This is a genomic window from Clostridium zeae, assembly GCF_017312485.1.
Lineage (GTDB): Bacteria > Bacillota > Clostridia > Clostridiales > Clostridiaceae > Clostridium_AR > Clostridium_AR zeae.
This window is the reverse complement of sequence record NZ_BMBA01000010.1, coordinates 1-23,943: the sequence shown is the minus strand read 5'-3', so window position 1 is coordinate 23,943 and position 23,943 is coordinate 1. Positions and strand designations below refer to the sequence as shown.

Below are 23,943 nucleotides of genomic sequence, written 5' to 3'. Positions count from 1 at the left end.
AGAATCTTCTTTATAGGATTATTATATGTGCTAACTATAAAAGTGTTACAGATTAAAAAAATATATTTAAAAAGTTTTTTAGTCATTGCTAAAAGTTTTCACAGTAAAGGTTTTAAAATCATAATAGTGTGGAATATAAATAAAAGAATAATTTTAAGGAGGGAGTTATAACGGTTAGTATAAAGAAGTTATTTAAGGAAGAATGGAAAGGAATAAGTGTAGTAGCAGGTATTATATTTTTGAGCTTATTCTTTTTAACTAATACACATCAGATGATATCTTATGTTAGAAAACCTCCAGAACCTGTGGATTGGCTCACTGGTGAAGAGCTAATAAATAGCTTTTTATCACTGGGTATATTAAAATCAATTATTATGTATTTGATTTGTGGAATATTAATAGCGGTTTATCTTAAAGACAAAAAAGAGTACTTTTCTTTTAAAGAAGGAGAAGAAAAAACTCAAAAGTATTTTGAAAAGAATGTGTTTTTTACTACAGCTAGTTTTATAGCCATATTTACTTTGGTTTTAGTAAAATTAATATTGTTTGTTGCTGGAAGTAGAATGTTTTCGTTATATGGAAAGTTAACATTAGGACAAGTTGTCATGTTTTTCTTCATATACTTTTCAATGTTACTATTGATTAATAGTGTAATATTACTTACAAATATGTTTTTTGAAGAGAAAGTATTGGCTATGTTAAGTCCACTTTTTTTTATTGAAACAGTAATAGTTGTTTTTGGTATAACTAGCATGTTTGTAAGTGAGAAGTTAAGCTGGCTTACAGGGTTTTTAAACTTTATAAATTATAGCACTATAGACAAATTAATTTATAGTTATGTATATGGTTATAGGATTGAGAATTTAGATATGGGAGCTCAAGTTCTTTATATAGTAGTTACTTTAGTTTTTACAGCTGTATTCACTATTTTGTCCTATATAGCATATAAAAACATAAGTATAAAGGGTAGCAAAGATTTATACTATTATGAAGGTGCTAGAGTATTTTGGTATGTAATTTTTGGAACTATAGTTTGCTATCTTATAGCATTTTCCGTATCAGCAGTATTAGCTCTTTTTCAAAAGGATACTTCTATTGAAAAGGGTAAGTATATATTTAATATAGCTTTTATGGTATCTACACCGATATTTATAATATTGGAGTATATTGTATATAAAATAATAAGTAAAAAAGCAGCAATTACAGTAGAGGAAAATGAAGAGATTACAGTATAAACCTTTAAACTATATTTTAATGAGAAATTGATAAGATTGTAGGACAATTTTATTGATTTCTTATTTTTTTACTCTTTAGGAAGCATAAAGTTTTAAATAGTTTTAATTTTATAGGTTTAGCTTTACCATATAGAATCTCCTGTATAATAATTTAATTTTAACAATAATCTTGAATACAGCTTAAGGGCTGAATTTAGATATATGTAAATTAAGAAAAACTTAAGATAATATTAATTTTATTGTTAGAAACTTTTGGTATTATTAAGAGGTTAAAAGGAGGCTGTACTATGAATGTATTAGAAGTAAGAGCTGTAAAAAAAAGATTAGGGAAGAGACAAATAATAAAAGGTATTTCTCTTGATGTTGAAGAAGGAGAGATATTTGGATTTTTAGGGCCAAATGGAGCGGGAAAAACTACAACTATAAGAATGCTTGTTGGACTTATAAAACCTGATGAAGGAAGTATAAGGATAGCAGGACATGATATACAAAAGGATAGAGAAAATGCATTGGCTAATTTGGGTGCAGTAGTAGAAAACCCAGAACTTTATGGGTATCTTTCTGGCAGAGAGAATTTAATGCAGATAGCTAGAATAAGAGGGCTATCAAAGGCTGATGTTGATGAAATAATAGAACTAATAGGTCTTCATGACAGAATAGATGACAAAGTTAAAAAATATTCCTTAGGTATGAAACAAAGATTAGGACTTGGGGCTGCTCTTTTAGGAAATCCAAAGCTTATGATATTAGATGAGCCAACCAATGGCCTTGATCCATCAGGAATTTTAGACTTTAGGGAGATTGTAAAGAAAGCTGCAAAGGAAAGAGGTATGTCAGTTTTCGTATCATCTCATATACTTAGTGAAGTTCAGCATTTATGCGATAGAGTTGCATTTATTAATGGGGGAGAAATTAAATCTGTAGAAAGTGTAAATGAACAAGGAATGCCTACAGAGAAAGAGACAATGATAGTTTCTACAACAGAAGATGATAAGGCTTTAGAAGTAATAAGATTTTTTGATTTTGTTCACAATGCAAATTTATCTGATGGACAGATGATAGTTTCTATAAAGAGTGGATATACTCCAAAGCTTGTAGAGGAACTTGTAAAAAACAATGTAGGAATATTAGAAATATACAAGCGGCATAAAGGTCTTGAACAAAGATATATGGAACTTGTTGAAGGAGGAGTAAGATAAGATGTTATTTACTTTAACTAAAAATGAACTGAGAAAGACCTTTAAAAGACCGAAAACATATGTTGTTTCACTTCTATTTATAGCACTTATAGCTTTACTTTATGTTGGCTTTTATGTTGAAGAAAGAAGAATGGTTAAAATGAATTCTCCTCAAGGAAGACTTGAACAGTATCAACAACAGTTGACATCTATGGATCAAGATATAAAAGAGATGGAATCAAATAAAAATAAGGATGAATCTTTAGAATTTACAATTAAACAAAGAAAAGAGCAAAGAGACGAGCTTCAGAAAAATACTGATAAGCTTCAAGAACAGATAAAATCCGGAAAAATAGCGGATGATTGGAAGGCTCAAATAGATAGTGAAATTGAAGGTTTGAATAAGCAGAAAAATGATGCAACTATTCCTGATAGGTACAAAACAGGCATTGATAGTAGGATAACTGAATTAAATTATTATAAGGATAATAATCTCAAACCAATAGATTCCTGGACAATTACTGGATTTTCCTACTTACAGAAAGCACTTCAAATCTTAGGAACCTTATTCTTGGGGGTTGGAATTGCTGTGTTTATGAGTGATATAGTTTCAGGAGAATGTACTCCACCTACATTAAAGTTTCTATTAATTCAACCAGTTTCAAGAGGAAAAGTATTATTATCAAAGTTTTTGGCTGTTGTTATTAGTACGTCAGCACTGATTCTATCAATTGAAGCTATAGCATTTATTCTAATTGGATTATTTAAAGGGTTTGGATATGCATCTGTTCCTACTGTAATAGGCACAAGATATCAGTTTGATATGAGTAAGCTTCAAGATGGGGTGCATCCTCTTATACAAGTTTCAGGTACTGGTTCAACTATACCTCTTTGGAATTTCACGTTAAGGACCATTGTCTTACAAGTGCTTTTTATATTAGTGTGTTGCAGCTTTATATTCTTTATATCTTCTATAGTAAAAAGCAGTATGATATCTATGGCTATAAGTGCTATATTGACCATACTTATACCAATACTTACGCAAGTACTTAATCCTATTAAGAAAATAGCTCACTTTTTATTTTTAACTTATGGTGACACTAGTAGTGTTTTAAATGGTTCTCTTGCAATGCAATATAACAATCCTAATTTAAATATTACCTGGGCAATTGCCGTTATGGTTGTATCATCAATAGTGTTTTATGTTATTTCTCACTTTGTGTTTACTAAGAGGGATATATTAATTTAATTAAATGTTGCTATGAAGCGGTACAAATATAAAATAAGTGTAAGTTTGTAAGCGTAATAAATAAAATTGTATTGAAATGATCATATAATTGAGCTTCTCCATTAAACATTGGAGAAGCTTTTTTACTGTATAGAAAAATATAACATTTTAAAGCTAGCCAAGCCTGGATGTTCCAATGGCTTTAGAAGTTTTTTATATACGTATGACTATTAAATATTAAAGTGGTATAATGTGTTATATAAAATTAGTATGGAGGTTTATTATGCCCATAGGAACAAAATTTAATTGCAGTTATTGTCCAGATTTTAAGAATAGTAATTGTGATGGTGAAGATAAAAACTGTTTGTGTAGAGAATGCCCAAGAAATTTAGGACAATGTATTTGTGTTAAATACTGCAGAGAGACTGAATCCATATTGACTTTTGATGAGGAAGTAAGTGAGATTAGAGCAGAAGATCCAAGAAAAATGTATGAAGACTAAGGTTTGTTACATAAATATATATAAATATATATAAATTTAAAGGGGGCGCGTATTGTGAATTTAAATGAGAGGCTTAAAGAGGTAAGGGAGTATATTAAAACAAAGGAACTTCTGGAACAAGCAACTGGTTTAGTATACTGGGATATGAGAGTTGGTATGCCTAAAAAAGCTGTAGAGCAAAGAGCTGAAGTTGTAGGATATCTTTCTAGTGAAGGTTATAAGTTTACTACATCAGAGAAAGTCAAAGGGTTTATTGAATTCTTTGAACCACATCTAAATGAGCTAAACGTTATAGATAGAGCTATGATAGAAGAACTTAAGAGACAATATGATGAAATAAAAAAGATACCAGAAAACAAATACAAAGAGTATGTTATACTATGCTCTAAGTCAGAAGCTGCGTGGGAAGAAGCCAAAGAAAAGAATGATTTTAGCATATTTAAACCATACTTAGGAAAAGTTATTGAGTTTCAAAAGGAGTTCCTAGAGTATACTGGATATACAGGAACTAAATATGATAGCTTACTAGATAAGTATGAAAGAGGTATTACCGTAGAGAAGCTTGATGAAGTATTTGGAGAACTAAGAGATGCCATAGTAGACTTATTGAATAGAATAAAGAATAGCGGAACAAACATAGATGATTCATTCTTTAAAAATAAATTTACTAAAGAGGAGCAAGAAGAGTTTGGTTTATTTGTTTTAAAGAAAATGGGATATGATTTTGATGCAGGAAGACTAGATGAAAGTGTTCATCCTTTTACTATTAATTTTGGAAATAAAGATGTAAGAATAACTACAAATTATCACGAAAATGAATTTAGAAGTGCATTATTTAGTAGTATCCATGAAGGTGGGCATGCTTTATATGAACAAGATATTCCTGATGAATTAATGGGAACAGGGCTAGGAACTGGTGTATCCATGGGAATACATGAATCTCAATCAAGATTTTATGAGAATATTTTAGGAAGAAGCAAACCATTTTGGAAGTATTTCTTTCCAGAAGCAAAGAGGAGATTTAATCAGTTAAAGGACGTAAGCTTCGAAGAGTTTTATAAAGCTATCAATATAGTTGAACCTTCACTTATAAGGACAGAGGCAGATGAATTAACTTATAGTCTACATGTGATTATAAGATATGAAATAGAAAAATTAATATTCAATGGTGAAGTTAACTTGGAGGATTTACCTAAGATTTGGAATGAAAAATATAAGGAATATCTAGGGGTTGAACCATCAAATGATGCAGAAGGAATACTTCAAGATATGCACTGGTCTGACGGCTCCTTTGGATATTTTCCTAGTTACGCGTTAGGAAATCTCTATGGAGCTCAAATGCTTAAAAAAATGCTTAGTGATAGTCCAGCAATTTTTGATGAGGTTGAAAATGGAAATTTAAATACAATACATCAATGGCTTAAGGAAAATGTTCATAAGCATGGAGCAGTGTATAAACCTGCTGATCTTATTAAATTAATTTCTGGTGAGGAATTAAATGCAAAGTACTTTATAGAATATCTAAATGATAAATATAAAGAAGTTTATAATTTAAAATAGATAATTGTAGCTGGTATAAGGTAACTCATTGTAATAAGTGAGTTACCTTTTTATTTTATGAAAGTGCACAATTAGTGGATTAATATGAGAGTTCTAATTGAAATATGTATATTAATACCATACATATATATGAATACGAATCAGCAAATTACATTAATTTTACTGTATTTACAAAATAATAGAATTAGAGGCAAATAAAAGCAGAAAAAATTTAAAATACAGTCACATATTTTCGACAAGATTAGTATTATATATTAAGTTCATACTCAAATGGAGGTATTAATATGGCAGAGAATAATAAAAATAATTGTGGATGTGCAAAGTCAGAAACTTTGGTTCAAGCACATGGTTCTAATAGTTGTGTAAAAGGAATAAAACCACCATTCTTTAGCAGACTTCCTGTAGTTATAGCTGCAAAAGAAGTAGAAATAGGTATTGAATCTTGTATAAACCTACCTTATGCTGAAAAATACTATGAAATTAAGAGAACAAAAAAGCACTTATTTGTAACTCAAGCTAGAGTAGTAAGCTTAAACGACAAATGCGGAAAGCTATTCTTACAAGGTTATATTGAAAAAAATATAGAGTATGCTACTGCAGATTGCGTAAGCAAAGATAAAGGTGTAATAAATGGTGATATAAGACATCATACTGTAAAGGTTCCTTTCCATGTTATAACTGATATCGACTTTTTATTAAAGCCAATAAATAAAGATAGAACAGGTTTAACTGAATCTGAGCTTTATTGTGATGCATCTGAACACGATAGCTGTGATTGCTCTTGTGATGCAGTAAAAGGAAAAGCTTATTGCGAAGCAGATTTTAAAGAAGCAACAGTATATAATAGCAGACCTTTCATAAAACTTGATGGATTCAAGATCATAGAATTAGATATGTACAAAGATCCATCTCCATTAAGCGAATATGATGGTTGGGACTGTCATAAAGATGACAAGAAGCCAGTGCCTGAACATGAAGAAAGATGTAACTGCACTCCTGAATATGATGGTAAATTATATTCGAAGATAGTTGAAAAAATGGTACTTTTCTTAGATATAAAAGTTCTTCAAGAACAATATGTATTAGTAGAATGCTAATAACTTAATGCTTTGAGTGCAAAACTGTATCAGTTTTGCACTCTTAGCTTATAATAATATATAACAATTTTTGGGATATGTTCTTATGAGTGAATCTATAAATGAGGATCTATTATTAAAAATATTTTCATCCTTCTTATTAGTGCATTATTATAACGAAGAGGATGGGCTAGAGAATTTTGATGAAATACATAATGATGAAAGAACAGCATATTTACATAAGAAGTTTATTAATTCAACAGAAGGTGGACTATTTAATAAGAGAAATAGTAATTTATATAAAAGTTATAGCTATAATAATTTTAGAAACATTAAAAAGCCTCAAATAAGTAGTGAAGTTCTTAAGACAAAAACAATTGAAAATAATATATATAAATTATACAAATCTAATGCTGTTGAAAATGATAAATCAATTAACGGTAATAATAAAAAAGTATTTAAAGTAGCTGATATTGATGTATTAATAGCGATACTAAAGATACCTATCTCGATAAATAAAGTCGTGAATCTAAAAAATGATAAGATTTATAAAGTAGAAAGTATAAACTGTAATGTAAAAAAAATATCTGGGAATCTTTTGTTGCTTAATAAGATCGAAGAACAAGCTAAGGTAAAGTTGTTTTATGAAGGTGTGATCAGAATACAAGCAAAAGTGCTATGTGTTGATTATATAAGCAAGGATGTTCTTTTTTGTAATACAAAAGATTTAGTTTTTTATTTTGACTTTAATGGAACAATTAATACTCATATAGAGCAGAGATTTGTACGAGATATAGACAGTGTGAATATGCCTATAAAGATTGATTTAGTGAGCAATGAGTTTAGCGTAAGAACTATATTAGAAGAACCTGTAGCTATCTTTGATTTGGAAGAAGAATATTATAAGTCACTTGCGGTTATAGGTAACATAGATTCAGAGATCACACTTTTAGGTAAGAGATATGCAGACATTTAAATAAATACCATTGCAGTAAGTTGAATATAATAACAGTCTTAAACAAATAATAGAAATATTATTGTTTAGGAGTAATAAATATGGAATATAATGAGTTAAAAGGTATTATAGGATCAAACTGTAAGGAGTATACAGCTAAGGATGATATATTAATGATGAGCATGAGATTATCAGCTGTAAGCTGCGACAACTGTTCCCATTATGTTGGAGGTTCATGTGATAAAGCTTCATTTGAGAAACTTAAACAAATAGCACAAAATAATTAATATGTATATGTTTTAACTACTTAAAACTTCTGTTTCTATAACAGGAGTTTTTATTTATTCTTTAGCAAATTTTTTAGGCCATGTTTAATACTATTATTAAAATTAGAGTATCGGAGGAGTGATGTCTTAATTTCAACACAGTGTTCAAACATAGCCTAAATTTAATATATGATTAATTGGTTAAGTGGTTCATCTTTATAAGTGGATTTTTAACAAATGATAAAAATATTTAAATTTGTAGACATTTTCATTAACATTAAGCGAATTTTTTAATAGATTATTATATAAATAGTTGTTTTTTTAAAAGATTATTGTATAAATATTTTGAAAATGATAGAATTTATAATAACACATGGGAGTATATAATTTATTTTGGGGGTGTCTTTATGCACAAAAAATTATTTATTCCCGGGCCAGTAGAGGTAAGACAGGAAGTTTTAGAACAAATGGCAAAGCCTTTAATAGGGCATAGAGGAAAGGAAGCTTCAGAGCTTCAAAAAAGGATAAGCAATAACCTTAAAAAACTTTTTTATACAGAAAGTGAGATATTACTTTCTACTAGTTCAGGCAGCGGACTTATGGAGGGCGCCATAAGATCATGCACATTAAAGAAAGCAGCTGTTTTCTCCTGTGGGGCTTTTGGAGATAGATGGTATGAAATGGCTTTACACAATAATGTGCCTGCAGATAAATTTCAGGTTGAGTGGGGCAAAGCTATAAAGGCAGAAGTTGTAGAAGAAGTGCTTTCTACAGGTAACTATGACTTAATAGCTATTACTCATAATGAAACATCAACTGGACTAATGAACAATTTAGAAGAAATCTCAAAGATAGTGAAGAAGTACCCAGAAGTAGTTTTCTGTGTAGATACAGTAAGCTCAGCTGGTGGTACAAAAATAGAAGTTGATAAATTAGGTATAGATATTTGCATAACTTCAAGTCAAAAGGCATTGGGCTTGCCTCCGGGACTTGCAGTATGTACATTCTCAAACAAGGCAAAAGAAAGAGCTGAAAAAGTTCCTTTTAGAGGTACGTACCTAGATTTATTAGCAATTTATAAGTATATACAAAAAAAGGATTATCAATATCCATCAACACCATCATTATCTCACATGTTTGCTTTAGATTATGAACTAAACTATATAGTAAATGAAGAAGGTATTGAAAATAGGTTTAGTAGACATTTAGAAATGGCAAATATAGTTAGAGCGTGGGCTAAAAGATATTTTGACATTTTCCCTGAGGAAGGCTATTGGTCTGATACCGTAACTAATATAACTAACACAAGGGGTATTGATATTGGAGCACTTAACAAAGAGCTAGGAAATAGAGGTTTTCAATTATCTAATGGATATGGAAAGCTTAAAGATAAGACTTTTAGAATAGCTCATATGGCAGATTGCAGTGTAGATGATATCAAAGAACTTTTATTTAATATTAATGAAATCTTAGGACTTGAGTAATTAGTGTTTTTATATGAGGGGGAAAGTGAAATGTATAGAGTATTGGTGACAGATGGATTGGAAAAAGAAGCTGTTTTAAAACTTAAAGATTTAGGCTTTGAAGTAGTGGAAGAGCACTATGTGCCAGAGGAACTAGGTGTAATACTAAGAGAGTTTGATGTAGTGGTTGTTAGATCGGCTACTAAGATAAATAAAAGGATAATAGATAAGGCCAGTAAGACTGGAAGGTTGAAAGCCATAATTAGAGGCGGAGTAGGAGTAGATAATATAGATGTTTCCTACGCTTTAGAAAATGGAATTCAGGTAATGAATACACCCAATGCAAGTTCAGCTTCAGTAGCAGAGCTTACTATAGCTCATATGTTTGCACTTGCAAGGTTCATAAATATATCAAATGTTACAATGAGAAACCTAGAATGGAATAAAAAGAAATATGAAGGTATAGAGCTAAGTGGAAAAACTTTAGGGATAGTAGGTATGGGTAGAATCGGAAGAGAAGTTGCTAAGAGAGCCTGCTGTCTAGGTATGAACATTTTATATTTTGACGGACTAGGTGAATTAAGTGATCTTGAAAAATATGAATATGGATATAGGGATTTTGATGAACTTTTAAAACAGTCAGATTTCATAACTCTTCATGTTCCTTTTGATATCTCAAAGGGACCTCTAATAGCTAAAAAAGAATTTGAATTAATGAAAGATGGAACTTATATAATCAATTGTGCAAGAGGTAAAGTTGTTGATGAGGCCGCTTTACTTGATGCTCTAAATAGTGGGAAGATAGCAGGTGCAGGTATAGATGTATTTGAAGAAGAACCTACAAGAAATAAAGAGTTAGTAAACCATCCTAGAGTTAGTGCTACACCGCATATAGGGGCAGCCACTAGAGAAGCTCAGACAAGAATAGGTAACGAAATTGTTGAAATTATAGGAGACTTCTTTCATTAGTAATATTTATTAAGATGAATACCCAATTTCAAAGCTTAGACTATGCCAATGTTTATTCGGTTATATTTTAAATTGGCTTTATGAAATTGGGTGTTTTTCTAGCTTAATGGATAAAACTTTGAACTAGAACAAATAAAAACTTTATAGCTAATATACTAGGAATCTGTTTACAATGAGGAGGATAAAAATGGCTATAGTAAGACCTTTTAAGGCAGTTAGACCGATACAAGAACTGGCTGCAAAAGTTGCTGCGCTTCCATATGATGTTATGAACTCTGATGAAGCTAGAGAAATGGTACAGGAAAATAAATATTCCTTTCTTCATGTGGATAAAGCTGAGATAAACTTAGACCCATCTGTGGATATATATGATGAAGCTGTGTATAAAAAAGCTAAAGATGTCTTGGATAGAATGGAAGAAAACAAAGTTCTTGTTCAAGATAACGAAGCTTGTTTATATATCTATAAACAAACAATGAATGGGAGAAGTCAAGTTGGTTTAGTTTCTTGCGTTTCTATAGATGATTACATTAATAATGTTATAAAAAAACATGAGTTTACAAGGCCTGACAAAGAGCAAGATAGAATAAATCATGTAGATTACTGTGATGCAAATACAGGACCTATTTTTTTAACTTATAGGGATAATGAAAACATCTCATTTATAATAAACAATTGGATTAATAAAAATCCAGAGTATGATTTTACATCTGAAGATGGCGTAGGACATGTTATATGGAAAATAGACGATAAAAGAACTATAGATTCTCTAAGTGAATACTTTTATAGAGTTGACTATCTATATATAGCGGATGGACATCACAGAGCAGCTTCTGCTGTAAAAGTAGGATTAATGAGAAGAGAAGAATGTACGGATTTTAGTGGAAAAGAGGAGTTTAACTTTTTTCTTGCAGTATTATTTCCAGAAACTAATCTGAAAATTATGGACTATAATAGAGTAGTAAAAGATTTGAATGGATTAACAAGTTCTGAATTTTTATATAAGGTAAGCGATAAGTTTTATATAACGCCTCAAGAAAAAGACGAAAAATATAAGCCTGAACAAAAGCATACTTTTGGAATGTTTCTTGATGGACAGTGGTTTAAGTTAGAGGCTAAGGAAGATAGTTTTTATAATGGAGATCCAGTAAAAAGTTTAGATGTCTCTATACTTCAAGACAATCTATTATCTCCTATACTGGGCATAATAGATCCTAGGAGTGATAAGAGAATAGATTTTGTTGGCGGCATAAGAGGGATGGATGAATTAGAAAAAAGAGCTTCATCTGACATGAAAGTAGCCTTTTCCATGTATCCAACTTCAATTGATGAAGTTATGAATATAGCAGACAAAGGAGAAGTTATGCCTCCTAAATCTACATGGTTTGAACCAAAGCTAAGAAGTGGACTATTTATTCATAAACTGAAATAGGTTCTATCTGTGAAAATAAATTTTATTAAAAAGATCTTTATTATAAATAGATATTAAGTGTAAATAAGAAAGACTTGTAGAGTATTAATTCTCACAAGTCTTTTTTTACTGACAAATGGCTATCGCCTTCAAATACCTTTTATGTTAGTATAATATTGGAATATTTGTAACTTACATCTTTTTTGGTGGTGATAACGGTTGGAAGATAAAGATATAGTAGAAAAGGTTTTACAAGGCGAAGCATTATATTTTGAATATATTATTGATAAGTATGAAATCCCTATTTTAAAGTACATATATAGCTTTATAGGGGATAGAACTATGGCTGAGGATTTATGCCAGGAGACCTTTATATCAGTGTATAATAAGTTGTACACCTATAATAATATTAATAAGTTTTCTACTTGGATATATTCTATAGCACATAATAAGTCTATTGATTATTTGAGAAAGATAACTAAAAGTCGTGAAATAGCAATTGATAACATTAAAGATTCACTTTCTAGAGAGAAATCGCCTCAGGAGATAGTAGAATATAAGGAGACATTAGACTCAATAGAAGGTTTTATAAAAAACCTAGACATTATAGATAAACAAATATTATATTTACGATATGCTCATCCAGATGTAAGCTTTAGGGATATATCAAGTATGATGGCGATGAATGAATCTACAGTGAAGAAACGGTACTATAGATTATATGATAAATACGAAGTTTATCTAGATAAGAATCTTAAAGGAGGTGGTAGCCTTGGATTGTCAAAAATTCAGAAATAGCATTATAGATATGTTAGAAGATCAAGTGAGTGATTCTGAAAAGTCGAGCTTAGAAAATCATATGAGTAATTGTACAAACTGTAAGGAATATTATGATAAGATGGCTCGTATAAAAATTGGATTGTTTAGAGAGATTGAGAATGATCAAATCCAATATTCTAGCAGAAAAGAATTTATAATGGGTGCTATAGATTTGAATAAATACAATAGAAAATCCGCAAAGACTATTAACTTTATAAGAAGTAATAAGAATAAATTTTTGGTTTCAGCTTTATCTATTGCAGCAATAATAGCTTTAATTATATTAATTCCAAGCTTTCCAATATATAAATTTGACAACAAGTCTACTAGAGCTAATAAGAGTATGGCTATAGATGAGAAAAATGAAGTTATTTCAAAAAACTATGATATCAGGTCTAAGTCAGATGCTTTAACAGGTTTAATAATTGAGGACGAAGACAAGACTGCTAATTATATAGTAAAACCAATAGATGCTAAAGCTGAAATGAGCAGACATCAAGAGCGTGATACTACTCTTATTGGTGTAGATAACGATAAATTAGTTCTGTATAACGGAGATATAATATATTCTTCATTAGAGAACGATGTACAATTTTATATGAAAGCAAATGAGTTTGATATACATAATAAAGATAAATATCTACTAAGTTCAACTAAAAACTTTATGTTATTGCCTGATTCGAAGCATTCTAATTTGTATCTAGTTAATATTATAAAAAATAGAATACTAAAAATTAATATTGATATAAGAGGGGCTTCTACAAATGCAGTTTGGTCAAGCAATGATGTTTATTTATGCCTACAGATTAATAAAGATATCTACTTATTTAATAGCGAAAATGAGAAAATTAGTTATGTAGGAAATGAAAATAATTATTCAATAAGTTATGTTACTGATGAGGGTGTAATAATAACATCAAACAATAGATTGTTACCTTCTGACAGAACTGTTGAAAATATAAAACCATATAAGTTGTTTGCATATAATAGTTATATATATGCACTGTGCTATGATAATGAAAAGAATACAGAGCTTTATAAGTATGATTATAGTAACGATAACCTTGTATATATAATGAACCTAGGTAAAAGAGAATATACTTATGATAAATCAGATAGCCCATTTTTAATAACTATAAAAGATAAAAGTAATAGTGGAGTGATAGTTAATATAAATACTTTGCAAAGTTATAGTTATAATGGGAATATAAATATTCCAGATAATTTTAAAAATTTCATATCACCAAGTGGAAATAGATATATTAGTAAGACTAGTACTGATAATGGTGGTCAGACTTTCAGTGTAAATACTGCCGGATCAAGGGTGATAAAGGATGTTCGTGCCAATAATTCCATAGGAGCCTTTATTGATAACGATACTTTGGTGTACTCCATTAAAGGTGATGAAGATAATAAGGTTCAATTTAAGATTATTAAGGAAAATTTAAAGAGTTATGAAAAGAAGACTATATTTACAAATTAGAGATATAAATGATTAATAACATGCTAGGATGTCGTTATTAATAAAAATACCCACCTGATAAAAAACAGGTGGGTATTAAATCATCATATGTAAGATATTTTAGTATTAAAGTCTTTCTATCATAGCTTTTAATATAGATGTTGAGTTCTTTACTCCAATAGGAATAAATTTTTCGTAGTCCATATGAGCTCCATTGTTGGCGTTATCTGATATAGATCTTATAACTACAAATGGAACATGATTTAAATAAGCTACGTGAGCTATACTTCCGCCTTCCATTTCACATGCAGATGCATCAAATTCCTTTGCAAGCCATTGTATTTTTTCTAAACTTGCTATAAATTGATCGCCAGATACTATTCTTCCTATAAAGGTATTTATTTCTGGAAGTGACTTACAAGCTTCTTGAGCTATGGCTACAAGCTTTTCATCACATTTAAAATCAAAAGTATCCATTCTTGGTATTTGACCAGGTTTATCACCAAATACAGTAGTATCCATATCATGTTGAACTAGGGAGTTACCTATAACTACATCTCCAGGGTATATATCTTTACCTATGCCGCCTGCAACACCAACATTTATAACCATATTCACTTTATATTCACTAATTAATATTTGAGTACAAACAGCAGCATTAACTTTGCCTATGCCACAAACTACAGCAACTACGTTCTTACCCCATAATTGTCCACGGTGGAAAGTCATATTTGCCTTCTTTTCAGTATTCTCTAAATTCATATCCTTTAGAAGAATCTCAAGTTCTTCAGTCATTGCACCAATAATTCCTATAGTCATTGCGAAAGCCTCCATATAAATTGATAATTTTAATTATACTCAATTTGATGAAATTTCTCAATTAAAGTTATATATAGCTCCTAATTCAAGTTTTAGACAATGCTATATATATTAAGAATATGAAGGTAATTGAATTACCTACATATTAATGTTTAATTCATCATCATAAGCATTATGTTTTCTTAAAAGGTCAAAATAAATTTGTTTATTCTTTAAATCTAATCTTTTTAATCCAATTTTAAATAGCACTGCGCCAAGTATTATAACTACTATTGATATAGATACTAATAAATACATATTTGATAGACTGTCTATGTCAGGCATGAAAGCGAGCATGTTATTTATGGAATGACACATCATAGATAAAAATATGGATTTTGTTTTTAGATAAATATAACCAAGTATCAGACCAAGAAGGAAAGCGTTGATACCTTGAGGTATGTTCATATGCATAGCAGCAAATATTAATGAAGATACAATTAAAGCTACCTTTGAAGAGTATTTTTTTGCGAGACCATTTAATATTATGCCTCTATTCACGAATTCTTCTTGAATTGGAGCTATTATAATAGCAGTGATAAGTCCTATTATAGGATTTTGAAATATGTTATTAAAGGCATCCTCTATAGATTTAGGAAGAGGTATTAAGTTTACTATATGATTTAAAGACCCGCAGAATAGTAATCTGAATCCTAATATCAAACATATAATTCCTAGTATGTCAGATTTGTTGAATTTTTTTTCTGGAAAAGCTAAATTTGTTTTTATAGTAAAGAATTTGCACATCACAAAAATTGTTGCCATTAAAGTAAATATAGATGATATTAAATAAAGATATTCTGATTTAGAGGCATAAGTAATGCTAGTAATACCATCGTAAGAGGATAAGCTCGATCCTGCTATAGCACAGGCAATTAATAATACAAATTGTACTACTACAGGTATAATGAGAGAGAATAGGAGTGCAATCCATATGCTGCCTAAAATCCCTATCTTTTTTGAATCCAGCACTTCTTCTTCTAAATCAATTAATGGATTAAATATAATTAAACTTCTAAGTTTCATATTGCACCTCAATTATTACAAAGTATAATCAATATACTAGCATAAAATGAAATTTATGTAAAATTACTAATGATTTAATGGACAATATATTTGGTGATAATCATTATTTACCTATTGAAGCGATAAGTTTTATGGTATATTATTATATGAGTTGTTTTAAGAATAAAAAAGATGAGCAATGTGTTTAATACAATGTTTACTAAATCAATATAGATTTGTTGAAAAGGAGAGTAATATTAATGCTACAGCATTCATTATCAAGAACAGAACTCCTTATAGGAAAAGAAGCATTACAAAAATTAAGAAATAGTAAGGTAGTTGTATTTGGTATAGGTGGAGTAGGTAGTTTTACTGCAGAAGCATTAGCGAGAGCGGGAGTAGGAACCTTAGTGCTTATTGATGATGATACAGTATGTTTAACCAATCTTAATAGACAAGTACACGCTACATATAAAACAATAAGTAAAAACAAAGTTGATGTGATGAAGGAAAGAATCGGAGAAATAAATAGGCAATGTGAGATCATAACACATCAAGTATTTGTGACAGAAGAAAATATATCAGATATAATTACACAAGATGTTGATTATGTAGTTGATGCAATTGATACTGTATCAGCAAAGATAGCTTTAGCAATATATTGTGAAAATAATAATATAAAAATTATGAGTTGTATGGGTACAGGTAATAAGCTTGATCCAACTCAATTTAAGGTAACTGACATATACAAAACAAAAGTCTGCCCTTTAGCTAAGGTAATGAGATATGAGCTTAGAAAAAGAGGAGTAAAGAAACTAAAGGTTGTTTACTCGGAAGAAATTCCTAGAAAGCCAAAGATGGATGAAGTAGTGACTTGTAAAGAAGGTTGTGTGTGTACAGGTGGAAGTAAAAAATGCGCAGTGAAGAGACAGATACCTGGAAGTGTATCTTTCGTTCCTCCAGTTGCTGGTATGATTATAGCTTCTCAAGTTGTTAATGATTTAATTGAAGAGTATATATAAATAAACTGGCAGGATAACCTATCCTGCCAGTTTATTTATTTTCGTATAGTAAAACATAAAGTATTTATACATGCTAAACCTGATTTATTCAAAAATAACATTTATCTTCACATTATCATCTACAATTGGTTTAATTAAGTTTTGTACTGTATCTTGACCATTTTTTGTAGCTACATCATAGATTGTTGCTTCTTTTAATTTGTTATCCATTCGTGCTATCACTTCTTTATCAATTACAGCGCTTTCGTCTTTAGTTAATTTTATATCGCCAAAACGAAGTAACCCTTTTTCCGTTGATTCAAAAGTTGTTTTATCATAATCTATTGATGGAGTATTAGCTGTTGGTTTAGGCAGATATATTGTTACCACTTTATTAAGCTTGTCTATCTTAACTTTTGAATTATCTATAGACGATAAATCTATTGAATAAGAACCTTTTCCATAGTAATCAACTCTTTGGAGTTTCTTGAAGACATCCCAGTCACCCCAACTATTATCAATAACCATCTTTTCGTTAAGATCAACTTCAACTACTACTAGTTTTGAAACTTTCTGTATCTTATCTACTATACTTTCCTCGGTGATAAAAGATAACTTGGTGTTTGAACTTGATGGTAAAATTTTTGTTATCTTTGGCTTGTCTTTATCTTCTATAACCTTATAACTTATGTAGCATCCCAAAGAGGTGAATACTAAGAAGGCTAATATAATATTAAATGTCTTTTTTCTAAGTTTTTTGAACATCTTGCACCTCCTAAAATATTATAGTGATGGTACTATCATGTGTTTTAGTTAATATATCTGTAATTTACATGATGGTTTTAATGTTAGAATTTAAGTTGACTCCCTAAATGATTATTATAATTTTCCTAATAATATTACTTTTTGTCAAGTATTAAAAGTACAAGGTTTTATGTAGAATATAATTCACAATGTTGTAAATAGATGTAAAGCATATATAGATAAACCAGTTCCAAATCAAGATTTCCATGATTTTACGAATATTTATTTGGATAGATTCAAATATGAAGTAGTTTATCTATATTTTAGATAGGAATAAAATATAAGCTACCTATAAATATTAATCTAATATATTTATAAGTAGCTTTATTTAATACATTTAGTTTACAATTGAGTAACTTAAGCTTCCCATCCTTCATTTAAGAATTGATAAAGAGCAGGGTAAGCATTAAGGGCTGCCATTAGAGATATATATTCATCCATGAGTTCAGGTTTTTCTTTTCCTGTTCTAATTGCTCTTATCATTAAGTTTTTAGGTGTCTCTAATGGAGATATATATTCAACAATGGAAACATTATATCCTTTGCTTTCTAACATAATGCTTCTCATACCGTCTGTTAAGGCATCAGCCATTCTAGCTTTTAATATTCCATGTTTAAATATGCTTTTCAAAGGTTCATAATCATATTGGTTTAGTAGTTCTCTATGGCAGCAAGGAACTGCTATAATTGAATCACTATTTACCTTGATACCTAGTGCAATAGCCATATCAGTGGCAGTATCACAGGCATGAAGAGATATAACCATGTGAATCTTTCTACTTGGATTGAATTTCTTTATGTCTATAGCATGAAATTCCATATTCCTATAACCTAGATTTTGCGCCATTTTCTTAGAACTATTAATAACTCCTTCAGATATGTCTAGTCCTATGAAGTGGCATTTTCTCTTTTTTACTTCCGTTAGATAATAATTAAGAACAAAAGTAAGATATGACTTTCCACATCCGCAATCCAATATGGTTAACACTTCATTTTTAGGAAGTGAATCTAAGGTTGCTTCCAAAATTTCAACATAATGATCTATTTGATTATATTTTCTTATTTTATCATTTTTTATTTTACCTGATTGAGACATTATACCTATCTCTTTAAGTAAGGAATCTGCCTTGCCTACCTTAATTAAGTAATTTCTATTTAATAAGGTAGATGTCTCGTTGATATTATGATCTGAAGCTTCTTGTTTTTTTACAGCAAGAGGAGAACTTTCCTTTACTTCAGTATTATTCATTTTTACGTTTTTATTGTCTCCAGTTATAACTATGTCAGTACCACGTTCTCTATAAAGAATTGTAACTGTCTCATAATTCTCGCATTCTGAGCTTATTCTTTCAAAAAGATCTAAAACACCCAAAAGTTCAGTTTTACCATTGAAATTATACTTTATTTTACCATCTTCAAAGCCGCCATTACCTTTGAACTCTTTTAGCCCTGCAGTATAAGTTACATATATATTTTTAAATGTGCTTGAGTCTTCTAAGAATCTATTGCTTATTCCCATTAAAAATAACTTTATTTTAGTAATACTTTGTTTATTCATTACATCACCATAAGCCTTCCTTAAAACTACCGAAATACATAAAATAGTATAAACACAATGTAAAAGAAATATCAATAGTAGTATTGCCATTTTTTATTTCTTAGTAATTTTTTTACAGTTAATTTACTTAAAGTTTCCTATAAACAACCAGCATATTTATGTTATAATTAATAAGATTGTTTAGGTATAGACTTACTTTTTAAAACTCTCCTAAGATAAAGAAAAAAGAGAGTTTAAAAATATGTATTTAATTATGGAATAATACATATATGTTGAACATATGGGTATAGTTTAAGAGGCTATATCTATGAAACTTAATACTTGATAAAATTAATTAATCAGGGGATGGACTTTATGGCTGAGAGGAAAAATATATGTATAGAACTAATAAGAGGCACTGATAAAGACTATATAATAAAGGATTATAACGGTATAACTGTTGGTAGGTTTAATACTATTGAATGGGATACTGAAAATAAGAGAGCAACTATAAGATTTAAGTTTTACAGAAATGATAATTATCAGATGATGAAACGAGCATTAGAACAATCTTTAGAAGGTATCTTTAAAGGTAAAAAAATATATAAAATTAATATTTTAGTAAGCGAAAGTTCTAATATATCTCCATTTTTTAATTTAGGATTTATTCTTGAAGGGGTATTATCTAATAATTTATTGCAAAATGATTATTATAAGGATGAATTGCTATTTGGTATAACACTAAATGATTTTAGAAACTATCAAAATATAACTTTGTTAAAACTTAAAAGTAGAAGAATAGAATTAAGAAATCTTACACCAGAGCATACATCGGAGCTTTTAGAGTACTATATAAGAAATGAAAAACATCTTGAGACTTTTGAACCTGCTAGAGATAGAAGTTTTTACACGTATGAAACACAATTATCTATTTTGCTTGAGAGTTATAAACAATTCATGAGTGGTACTAGTATTGATTTTGGTATATTTCTAAATGATAATCTTATAGGGAAAATAAAACTTTCTAATATTGTATTAGGAGTATTTAAAAGTGGTATATTAGGATATTCTATGGATGAGAAACATTGTGGGATGGGTTATATGCAAGAAGCTGTAAAGTTAGTTATAGATTATTGCTTTAATGATATGGGGCTTCATAGGTTAGAAGCTTCTACTTTAGTTGATAACATAAAATCTCAAAGTGTTTTACTTAAATGTGGATTTAATAAGCTTGGTTTAAATGAAAAATATCTTTTTATAAATGGTGAATGGAGAGATCATGTAACCTTTTATAAAGTGAATAATATATAGGTTTCCATTTTAGTTCATTGGATTTGCCTTAAGGAGGATTTTGGCTTGCCTTACCAGAGTGATAATTTATATAAAGAGGTTCTTAAAAGAATAGATAGAAAAGGAGTTTGGGACATGATAGTTGTTGATGGAGTAGTAGGAGTTGGAAAGAGTACATTGATGGGGCTTATAGCAAAAAGAGGGTATGTATCTTTTGAAGAACCTGTTGTGGACAACCCTATTTTAGAAAAGTTTTATTACGATAGAGAGAGATACTCTTTTCCTTTGCAAGTTTTCTTTTTAAATAAAAGATTTAAGCATATAAAAGAGGCTTCATCGATAGCTAATTCTGTTATGGATAGAAGTATTTATGGTGATGTTATATTTGCAAAGATGCTTTGTGATAAAGGAGAAATGTCAGTAGAGGAATTTGATTTATATAAGGAACTGCTAGAAAATATGCTTGAGCATGTTCAAGCTCCTAAGTTAATGGTGTATTTAGAAGTTTCGGTAGATGAAGCTATGTCGAGAATAAAGAAAAGAGGAAGAGACTACGAGCAAGTGGTTGAAAGAGCATACTGGGAGAAGCTTAATGAGGAATATAGAAAGTATTTCTATAGTTATGATGTTTCGCCTATACTTAAGATAAATGTTGACGGATTAGATTTCGAGAACAATGAAAAAGATAGAGAGTATGTTTTAGGGCTTATAGAACAACAGTTAAGAGAGATAGAAGAAAAGTAGAACTAAAATACATATAGTTAAATATATATTAAAGAAGGGATTTAGCTTTTATTAAGGCTAAATCCTCTTTTTTTTATAAAAGCTTTATCTATAATTAAATATATCTTAATAAAGGATATGAACATATAAAATATTTTTTATTATTTAATATTGATTATTGTTATCAATAGTGATAACATAAAATCATAGAAATAAAGATTTTGGAGGTAGAATAAAATGAAACATGAATTACCAAATTTAGAGTATGAATATAATGCGTTAGAGCCATATATAGATGAAATGACAATGACAATACATCATTCAAAGCATCATGCAACATATGTAAATAATTTAAACTCTGCGCTTGAAGCATATCCAGAACTTCAAGAGAAGACAGTTGAGGAGTTAGTGAAGAATTTAGAGAACGTACCTACTGATATAAGGATAGCAGTTAGAAATAATGGAGGTGGACATTATAACCACTCACTATTTTGGAAATTACTTTCTCCTAAAGGAGGAGAAGTCAAAGGTTCTTTAGCTGAAGCTATAACTGCTAAGTTTGGAAGCTTTGATTCCTTCAAGGAGTTATTTGCAAAGGCAGCTGCAACAAGATTTGGTAGTGGTTGGGCTTGGCTAGTAGTTAACAATAACAATGAGTTGGAGATTTTGTCTACTGCGAATCAAGATACTCCAGTAAGTGATGGCTTTAAACCAGTTTTGGCTTTAGACGTTTGGGAGCATGCATATTATCTAAAGTATCAAAATAGAAGACCAGATTATGTTGGATCATGGTGGAGTATAGTTAATTGGGAGTACGCTAATCAACTATATGAAGAAGCATTAAAATAAAAAAATATAAGTTTTCATATAAAATGCTACTTAACTATTATTGTTAGGTAGTTTTTTTGTAGTGAATCTAAATATTGAGTTGTAATTCAGGAATCGGTGGTAAGTAATTATAATAGAGATAATATATTATTGTTTATCAATAAATGTTTATTGATAGGTAAATACTAATATGTTAGTATTTATAATGAAGTAATATTGTATGGAGGTTTTTTATATGAAATATTATGGAGAGAAGTCAATGTCAAGTGTCCTTACAAGAATTTTGGATATAGTTTTAATATTAGGTATCATAGCAACTATTTTTATATTTAAGAATACTTTTATAGATAACATTGTAGAAATAGATTTTTCTAAAAAGATTGTTGTTTTTATTCTTCTTGCTATAGGGATAGGTTGTGTATTTCTTATAGTTATGAGTTTAAGGAAGGTTTTATTTTCATTGGTAAAAGCTAATCCATTTATAAGTGAAAATGTAAAAGCTCTCAAAAGGGTGTCTTATGAATGCTTTACTATTGCAGGATGTTATATAGTAAATATTTTGGCTAACTCTAACTTTAAAGAATTCAAATTTATCTATATAGACAATAAAGGGGTTCATACTGATATGGAGTTTATAATATTTCTCTTTGCTGGATGTTTTATATTGATACTATCAAAAGTATTCCAACAAGCTATTGATTATAAAGAAGAGAATGATTTTACTATTTAGATGAATTTATTTCACTGATGAAGGAGAAGTTTTATGCCTATAATTATAAATTTGGATGTCATGATGGCTAAAAGAAAGATTTCTTTGCAAGATCTTGCTGACAAGGTGGGTATAACAAATGCAAACCTATCTATACTAAAAAACAATAAAGCAAAAGCGGTTAGGTTTTCTACCTTAGAAGCAATATGTAAAGAACTGAAGTGCCAGCCAGGCGATATCTTAGAATATACAGAGGATTAGATAAACCTATTATAGAGACAGATAAATGGTTTGAATATAATTATTTTGTAGCTAAATTACAATAGAAATAAATTATTATAATATGAAATTAAATATTAGTTGGGTAGTTTATCTTTAAGAAGGCATATGTTTTTAGAAAAAATGTATGCCTTAGTTAGTATTTATACATAATAAGCTAGTAATCGCTACCGGGTGTGTCTTGTACAGATATAAGTTGAATTTTGTAGTATTTTGTAGGAGAATATAGTTATAGTTGCAAATTGGATGTTTTCTTATGAACTTACTATTTTGTATATGTTAGTATAGTCCTTGTCGCTAATGCAACTGCGGCAAAGAGATTTAAAAAATCTCAAGAAATATCTTGACAAGTAGTCAACAAAATGATAAACTTGTAAGAGTCGTCACGGTGGTTGAAAAAAACTTTTGAAAAAAAGTATTGACAACAAGCTTGGATGATGATAAGATATAAAAGCTGTCAGAAAAACAGCGAAATAAAACTTGGTCTTTGAAAATTAAACAGAGAAGATAAAAAAAGTCTAAAACTAGACTTAAACTAAACCAGCAATTCTTTTGAAAAAAGACTTACTAAGTAAGTAAGCTATGATTAAACTTTAAATTGAGAGTTTGATCCTGGCTCAGGACGAACGCTGGCGGCGTGCCTAACACATGCAAGTCGAGCGGAGAAAGTTCTTCGGAACTTTCTTAGCGGCGGACGGGTGAGTAACACGTGGGTAACCTGCCTTATAGAGGGGGATAGCCTTCCGAAAGGAAGATTAATACCGCATAACATTTTCGTTTCGCATG

General features: G+C 29.6%; 23 protein-coding genes and 1 rRNA gene. 20 read left to right on the top strand and 4 right to left on the bottom strand.

Annotation, left to right across the window (positions count from 1 at the left end; translation table 11 throughout):
• The first annotated feature begins 239 nt into the window (after window positions 1-239).
• From J3477_RS23710 to J3477_RS23650, 13 genes are all read left to right on the top strand, one after another.
• Window positions 240-1,235 carry a hypothetical protein gene (locus tag J3477_RS23710; protein ID WP_206872718.1) on the top strand — a complete coding sequence of 332 codons (996 nt, stop codon included), beginning with the start codon at window positions 240-242 and terminating at the stop codon, window positions 1,233-1,235.
• Window positions 1,236-1,522: 287 nt separating this feature from the next.
• Window positions 1,523-2,434, top strand: coding sequence for an ABC transporter ATP-binding protein (locus tag J3477_RS23705; RefSeq protein WP_206872717.1), 912 nt, complete (start codon window positions 1,523-1,525; stop codon window positions 2,432-2,434).
• A gap of 1 nt (window position 2,435) precedes the next feature.
• Entirely contained in the window at window positions 2,436-3,662 is a 1,227-nt protein-coding gene (locus J3477_RS23700; protein WP_206872716.1) for a DUF2705 family protein, read from the top strand.
• Window positions 3,663-3,924: 262 nt separating this feature from the next.
• On the top strand, window positions 3,925-4,143 hold the full coding sequence (locus J3477_RS23695; protein WP_206872715.1) for a hypothetical protein: 219 nt from the start codon (window positions 3,925-3,927) through the stop codon (window positions 4,141-4,143).
• Window positions 4,144-4,197: 54 nt separating this feature from the next.
• Window positions 4,198-5,703, top strand: coding sequence for a carboxypeptidase M32 (locus J3477_RS23690; protein ID WP_206872714.1), 1,506 nt, complete (start codon window positions 4,198-4,200; stop codon window positions 5,701-5,703).
• 284 nt (window positions 5,704-5,987) lie between these two features.
• Window positions 5,988-6,800: a CsxC family protein gene (locus J3477_RS23685; protein ID WP_206872713.1), complete on the top strand. Its 813-nt coding sequence runs from the start codon at window positions 5,988-5,990 to the stop codon at window positions 6,798-6,800.
• Between the two features lie 85 nt (window positions 6,801-6,885).
• The gene (locus tag J3477_RS23680) at window positions 6,886-7,755 is read left to right on the top strand and encodes a hypothetical protein (protein ID WP_206872712.1); all 870 of its coding nucleotides are present in this window, start codon (window positions 6,886-6,888) and stop codon (window positions 7,753-7,755) included.
• Window positions 7,756-7,835: 80 nt separating this feature from the next.
• Window positions 7,836-8,021 carry a hypothetical protein gene (locus tag J3477_RS23675; RefSeq protein WP_206872711.1) on the top strand — a complete coding sequence of 62 codons (186 nt, stop codon included), beginning with the start codon at window positions 7,836-7,838 and terminating at the stop codon, window positions 8,019-8,021.
• 386 nt (window positions 8,022-8,407) lie between these two features.
• Window positions 8,408-9,484 (top strand): pyridoxal-phosphate-dependent aminotransferase family protein, encoded by a 1,077-nt coding sequence (locus J3477_RS23670; protein ID WP_206872710.1) that lies wholly within the window; start codon window positions 8,408-8,410, stop codon window positions 9,482-9,484.
• Between the two features lie 30 nt (window positions 9,485-9,514).
• On the top strand, window positions 9,515-10,432 hold the full coding sequence (locus tag J3477_RS23665) for a D-2-hydroxyacid dehydrogenase (protein WP_206872709.1): 918 nt from the start codon (window positions 9,515-9,517) through the stop codon (window positions 10,430-10,432).
• A gap of 187 nt (window positions 10,433-10,619) precedes the next feature.
• Entirely contained in the window at window positions 10,620-11,864 is a 1,245-nt protein-coding gene (locus J3477_RS23660; protein ID WP_206872708.1) for a DUF1015 domain-containing protein, read from the top strand.
• A gap of 198 nt (window positions 11,865-12,062) precedes the next feature.
• Window positions 12,063-12,641, top strand: a complete 579-nt coding sequence (locus J3477_RS23655; RefSeq protein WP_206872707.1) for an RNA polymerase sigma factor — start codon at window positions 12,063-12,065, stop codon at window positions 12,639-12,641.
• On the top strand, window positions 12,616-14,145 hold the full coding sequence (locus J3477_RS23650) for an anti-sigma factor (protein WP_206872706.1): 1,530 nt from the start codon (window positions 12,616-12,618) through the stop codon (window positions 14,143-14,145). Before J3477_RS23655 ends, J3477_RS23650 begins: the two co-directional genes overlap by 26 nt.
• A 105-nt stretch (window positions 14,146-14,250) precedes the next feature.
• Here J3477_RS23650 and J3477_RS23645 read toward each other — a convergent pair whose 3' ends face one another.
• Both J3477_RS23645 and J3477_RS23640 read right to left on the bottom strand, forming a co-directional pair.
• On the bottom strand, window positions 14,251-14,943 hold the full coding sequence (locus J3477_RS23645; protein WP_206872705.1) for a 5'-methylthioadenosine/adenosylhomocysteine nucleosidase: 693 nt from the start codon (window positions 14,941-14,943) through the stop codon (window positions 14,251-14,253).
• A 138-nt stretch (window positions 14,944-15,081) separates the two neighbouring features.
• Window positions 15,082-16,008, bottom strand: coding sequence for a CPBP family intramembrane glutamic endopeptidase (locus J3477_RS23640; protein ID WP_206872704.1), 927 nt, complete (start codon window positions 16,006-16,008; stop codon window positions 15,082-15,084).
• A gap of 239 nt (window positions 16,009-16,247) precedes the next feature.
• On the opposite strand from J3477_RS23640, the gene J3477_RS23635 reads away from it, so the two are divergent.
• A complete protein-coding gene (locus tag J3477_RS23635) occupies window positions 16,248-17,009 on the top strand; it encodes a tRNA threonylcarbamoyladenosine dehydratase (protein WP_206872703.1) in 762 nt (253 codons plus the stop codon).
• An 84-nt stretch (window positions 17,010-17,093) separates the two neighbouring features.
• Here J3477_RS23635 and J3477_RS23630 read toward each other — a convergent pair whose 3' ends face one another.
• Together J3477_RS23630 and J3477_RS23625 are read right to left on the bottom strand one after the other, a co-directional pair.
• On the bottom strand, window positions 17,094-17,753 hold the full coding sequence (locus J3477_RS23630) for a DUF4230 domain-containing protein (RefSeq protein WP_206872702.1): 660 nt from the start codon (window positions 17,751-17,753) through the stop codon (window positions 17,094-17,096).
• A gap of 396 nt (window positions 17,754-18,149) precedes the next feature.
• Entirely contained in the window at window positions 18,150-19,349 is a 1,200-nt protein-coding gene (locus J3477_RS23625) for a class I SAM-dependent methyltransferase (RefSeq protein WP_206872701.1), read from the bottom strand.
• A 354-nt stretch (window positions 19,350-19,703) separates the two neighbouring features.
• Here J3477_RS23625 and J3477_RS23620 point away from each other — a divergent pair, with 354 nt between their 5' ends.
• The 6 genes from J3477_RS23620 to J3477_RS23595 all read left to right on the top strand — a co-directional run.
• Window positions 19,704-20,639, top strand: a complete 936-nt coding sequence (locus J3477_RS23620; RefSeq protein ID WP_206872700.1) for a GNAT family N-acetyltransferase — start codon at window positions 19,704-19,706, stop codon at window positions 20,637-20,639.
• A 114-nt stretch (window positions 20,640-20,753) separates the two neighbouring features.
• Window positions 20,754-21,362 (top strand): deoxynucleoside kinase, encoded by a 609-nt coding sequence (locus J3477_RS23615; RefSeq protein WP_206872815.1) that lies wholly within the window; start codon window positions 20,754-20,756, stop codon window positions 21,360-21,362.
• Window positions 21,363-21,578: 216 nt separating this feature from the next.
• Window positions 21,579-22,190: a superoxide dismutase gene (locus tag J3477_RS23610; RefSeq protein WP_206872699.1), complete on the top strand. Its 612-nt coding sequence runs from the start codon at window positions 21,579-21,581 to the stop codon at window positions 22,188-22,190.
• A 214-nt stretch (window positions 22,191-22,404) separates the two neighbouring features.
• A complete protein-coding gene (locus J3477_RS23605; protein WP_206872698.1) occupies window positions 22,405-22,899 on the top strand; it encodes a DUF2975 domain-containing protein in 495 nt (164 codons plus the stop codon).
• 33 nt (window positions 22,900-22,932) lie between these two features.
• Entirely contained in the window at window positions 22,933-23,139 is a 207-nt protein-coding gene (locus J3477_RS23600; RefSeq protein ID WP_206872697.1) for a helix-turn-helix domain-containing protein, read from the top strand.
• 612 nt (window positions 23,140-23,751) lie between these two features.
• Window positions 23,752-23,943 (top strand): 16S ribosomal RNA (locus J3477_RS23595); the annotation flags it as partial.

Excerpts from the sequence above, each read along its gene's own strand:
- J3477_RS23600 (WP_206872697.1), top strand. The coding sequence starts at position 22,933 with ATGCCTATAATTATAAATTTGGATGTCATGATGGCTAAAAGAAAGATT.
- J3477_RS23615 (WP_206872815.1), top strand. The coding sequence starts at position 20,754 with ATGATAGTTGTTGATGGAGTAGTAGGAGTTGGAAAGAGTACATTGATG.
- J3477_RS23695 (WP_206872715.1), top strand. The coding sequence starts at position 3,925 with ATGCCCATAGGAACAAAATTTAATTGCAGTTATTGTCCAGATTTTAAG.
- J3477_RS23620 (WP_206872700.1), top strand. The coding sequence starts at position 19,704 with ATGGCTGAGAGGAAAAATATATGTATAGAACTAATAAGAGGCACTGAT.
- J3477_RS23645 (WP_206872705.1), bottom strand. The coding sequence starts at position 14,943 with ATGACTATAGGAATTATTGGTGCAATGACTGAAGAACTTGAGATTCTT.
- J3477_RS23630 (WP_206872702.1), bottom strand. The coding sequence starts at position 17,753 with ATGTTCAAAAAACTTAGAAAAAAGACATTTAATATTATATTAGCCTTC.
- J3477_RS23605 (WP_206872698.1), top strand. The coding sequence starts at position 22,405 with ATGAAATATTATGGAGAGAAGTCAATGTCAAGTGTCCTTACAAGAATT.
- J3477_RS23670 (WP_206872710.1), top strand. The coding sequence starts at position 8,408 with ATGCACAAAAAATTATTTATTCCCGGGCCAGTAGAGGTAAGACAGGAA.
- J3477_RS23665 (WP_206872709.1), top strand. The coding sequence starts at position 9,515 with ATGTATAGAGTATTGGTGACAGATGGATTGGAAAAAGAAGCTGTTTTA.
- J3477_RS23700 (WP_206872716.1), top strand. The coding sequence starts at position 2,436 with ATGTTATTTACTTTAACTAAAAATGAACTGAGAAAGACCTTTAAAAGA.
- J3477_RS23640 (WP_206872704.1), bottom strand. The coding sequence starts at position 16,008 with ATGAAACTTAGAAGTTTAATTATATTTAATCCATTAATTGATTTAGAA.
- J3477_RS23610 (WP_206872699.1), top strand. The coding sequence starts at position 21,579 with ATGAAACATGAATTACCAAATTTAGAGTATGAATATAATGCGTTAGAG.
- J3477_RS23635 (WP_206872703.1), top strand. The coding sequence starts at position 16,248 with ATGCTACAGCATTCATTATCAAGAACAGAACTCCTTATAGGAAAAGAA.
- J3477_RS23705 (WP_206872717.1), top strand. The coding sequence starts at position 1,523 with ATGAATGTATTAGAAGTAAGAGCTGTAAAAAAAAGATTAGGGAAGAGA.
- J3477_RS23675 (WP_206872711.1), top strand. The coding sequence starts at position 7,836 with ATGGAATATAATGAGTTAAAAGGTATTATAGGATCAAACTGTAAGGAG.
- J3477_RS23660 (WP_206872708.1), top strand. The coding sequence starts at position 10,620 with ATGGCTATAGTAAGACCTTTTAAGGCAGTTAGACCGATACAAGAACTG.
- J3477_RS23680 (WP_206872712.1), top strand. The coding sequence starts at position 6,886 with ATGAGTGAATCTATAAATGAGGATCTATTATTAAAAATATTTTCATCC.
- J3477_RS23685 (WP_206872713.1), top strand. The coding sequence starts at position 5,988 with ATGGCAGAGAATAATAAAAATAATTGTGGATGTGCAAAGTCAGAAACT.
- J3477_RS23625 (WP_206872701.1), bottom strand. The coding sequence starts at position 19,349 with ATGAATAAACAAAGTATTACTAAAATAAAGTTATTTTTAATGGGAATA.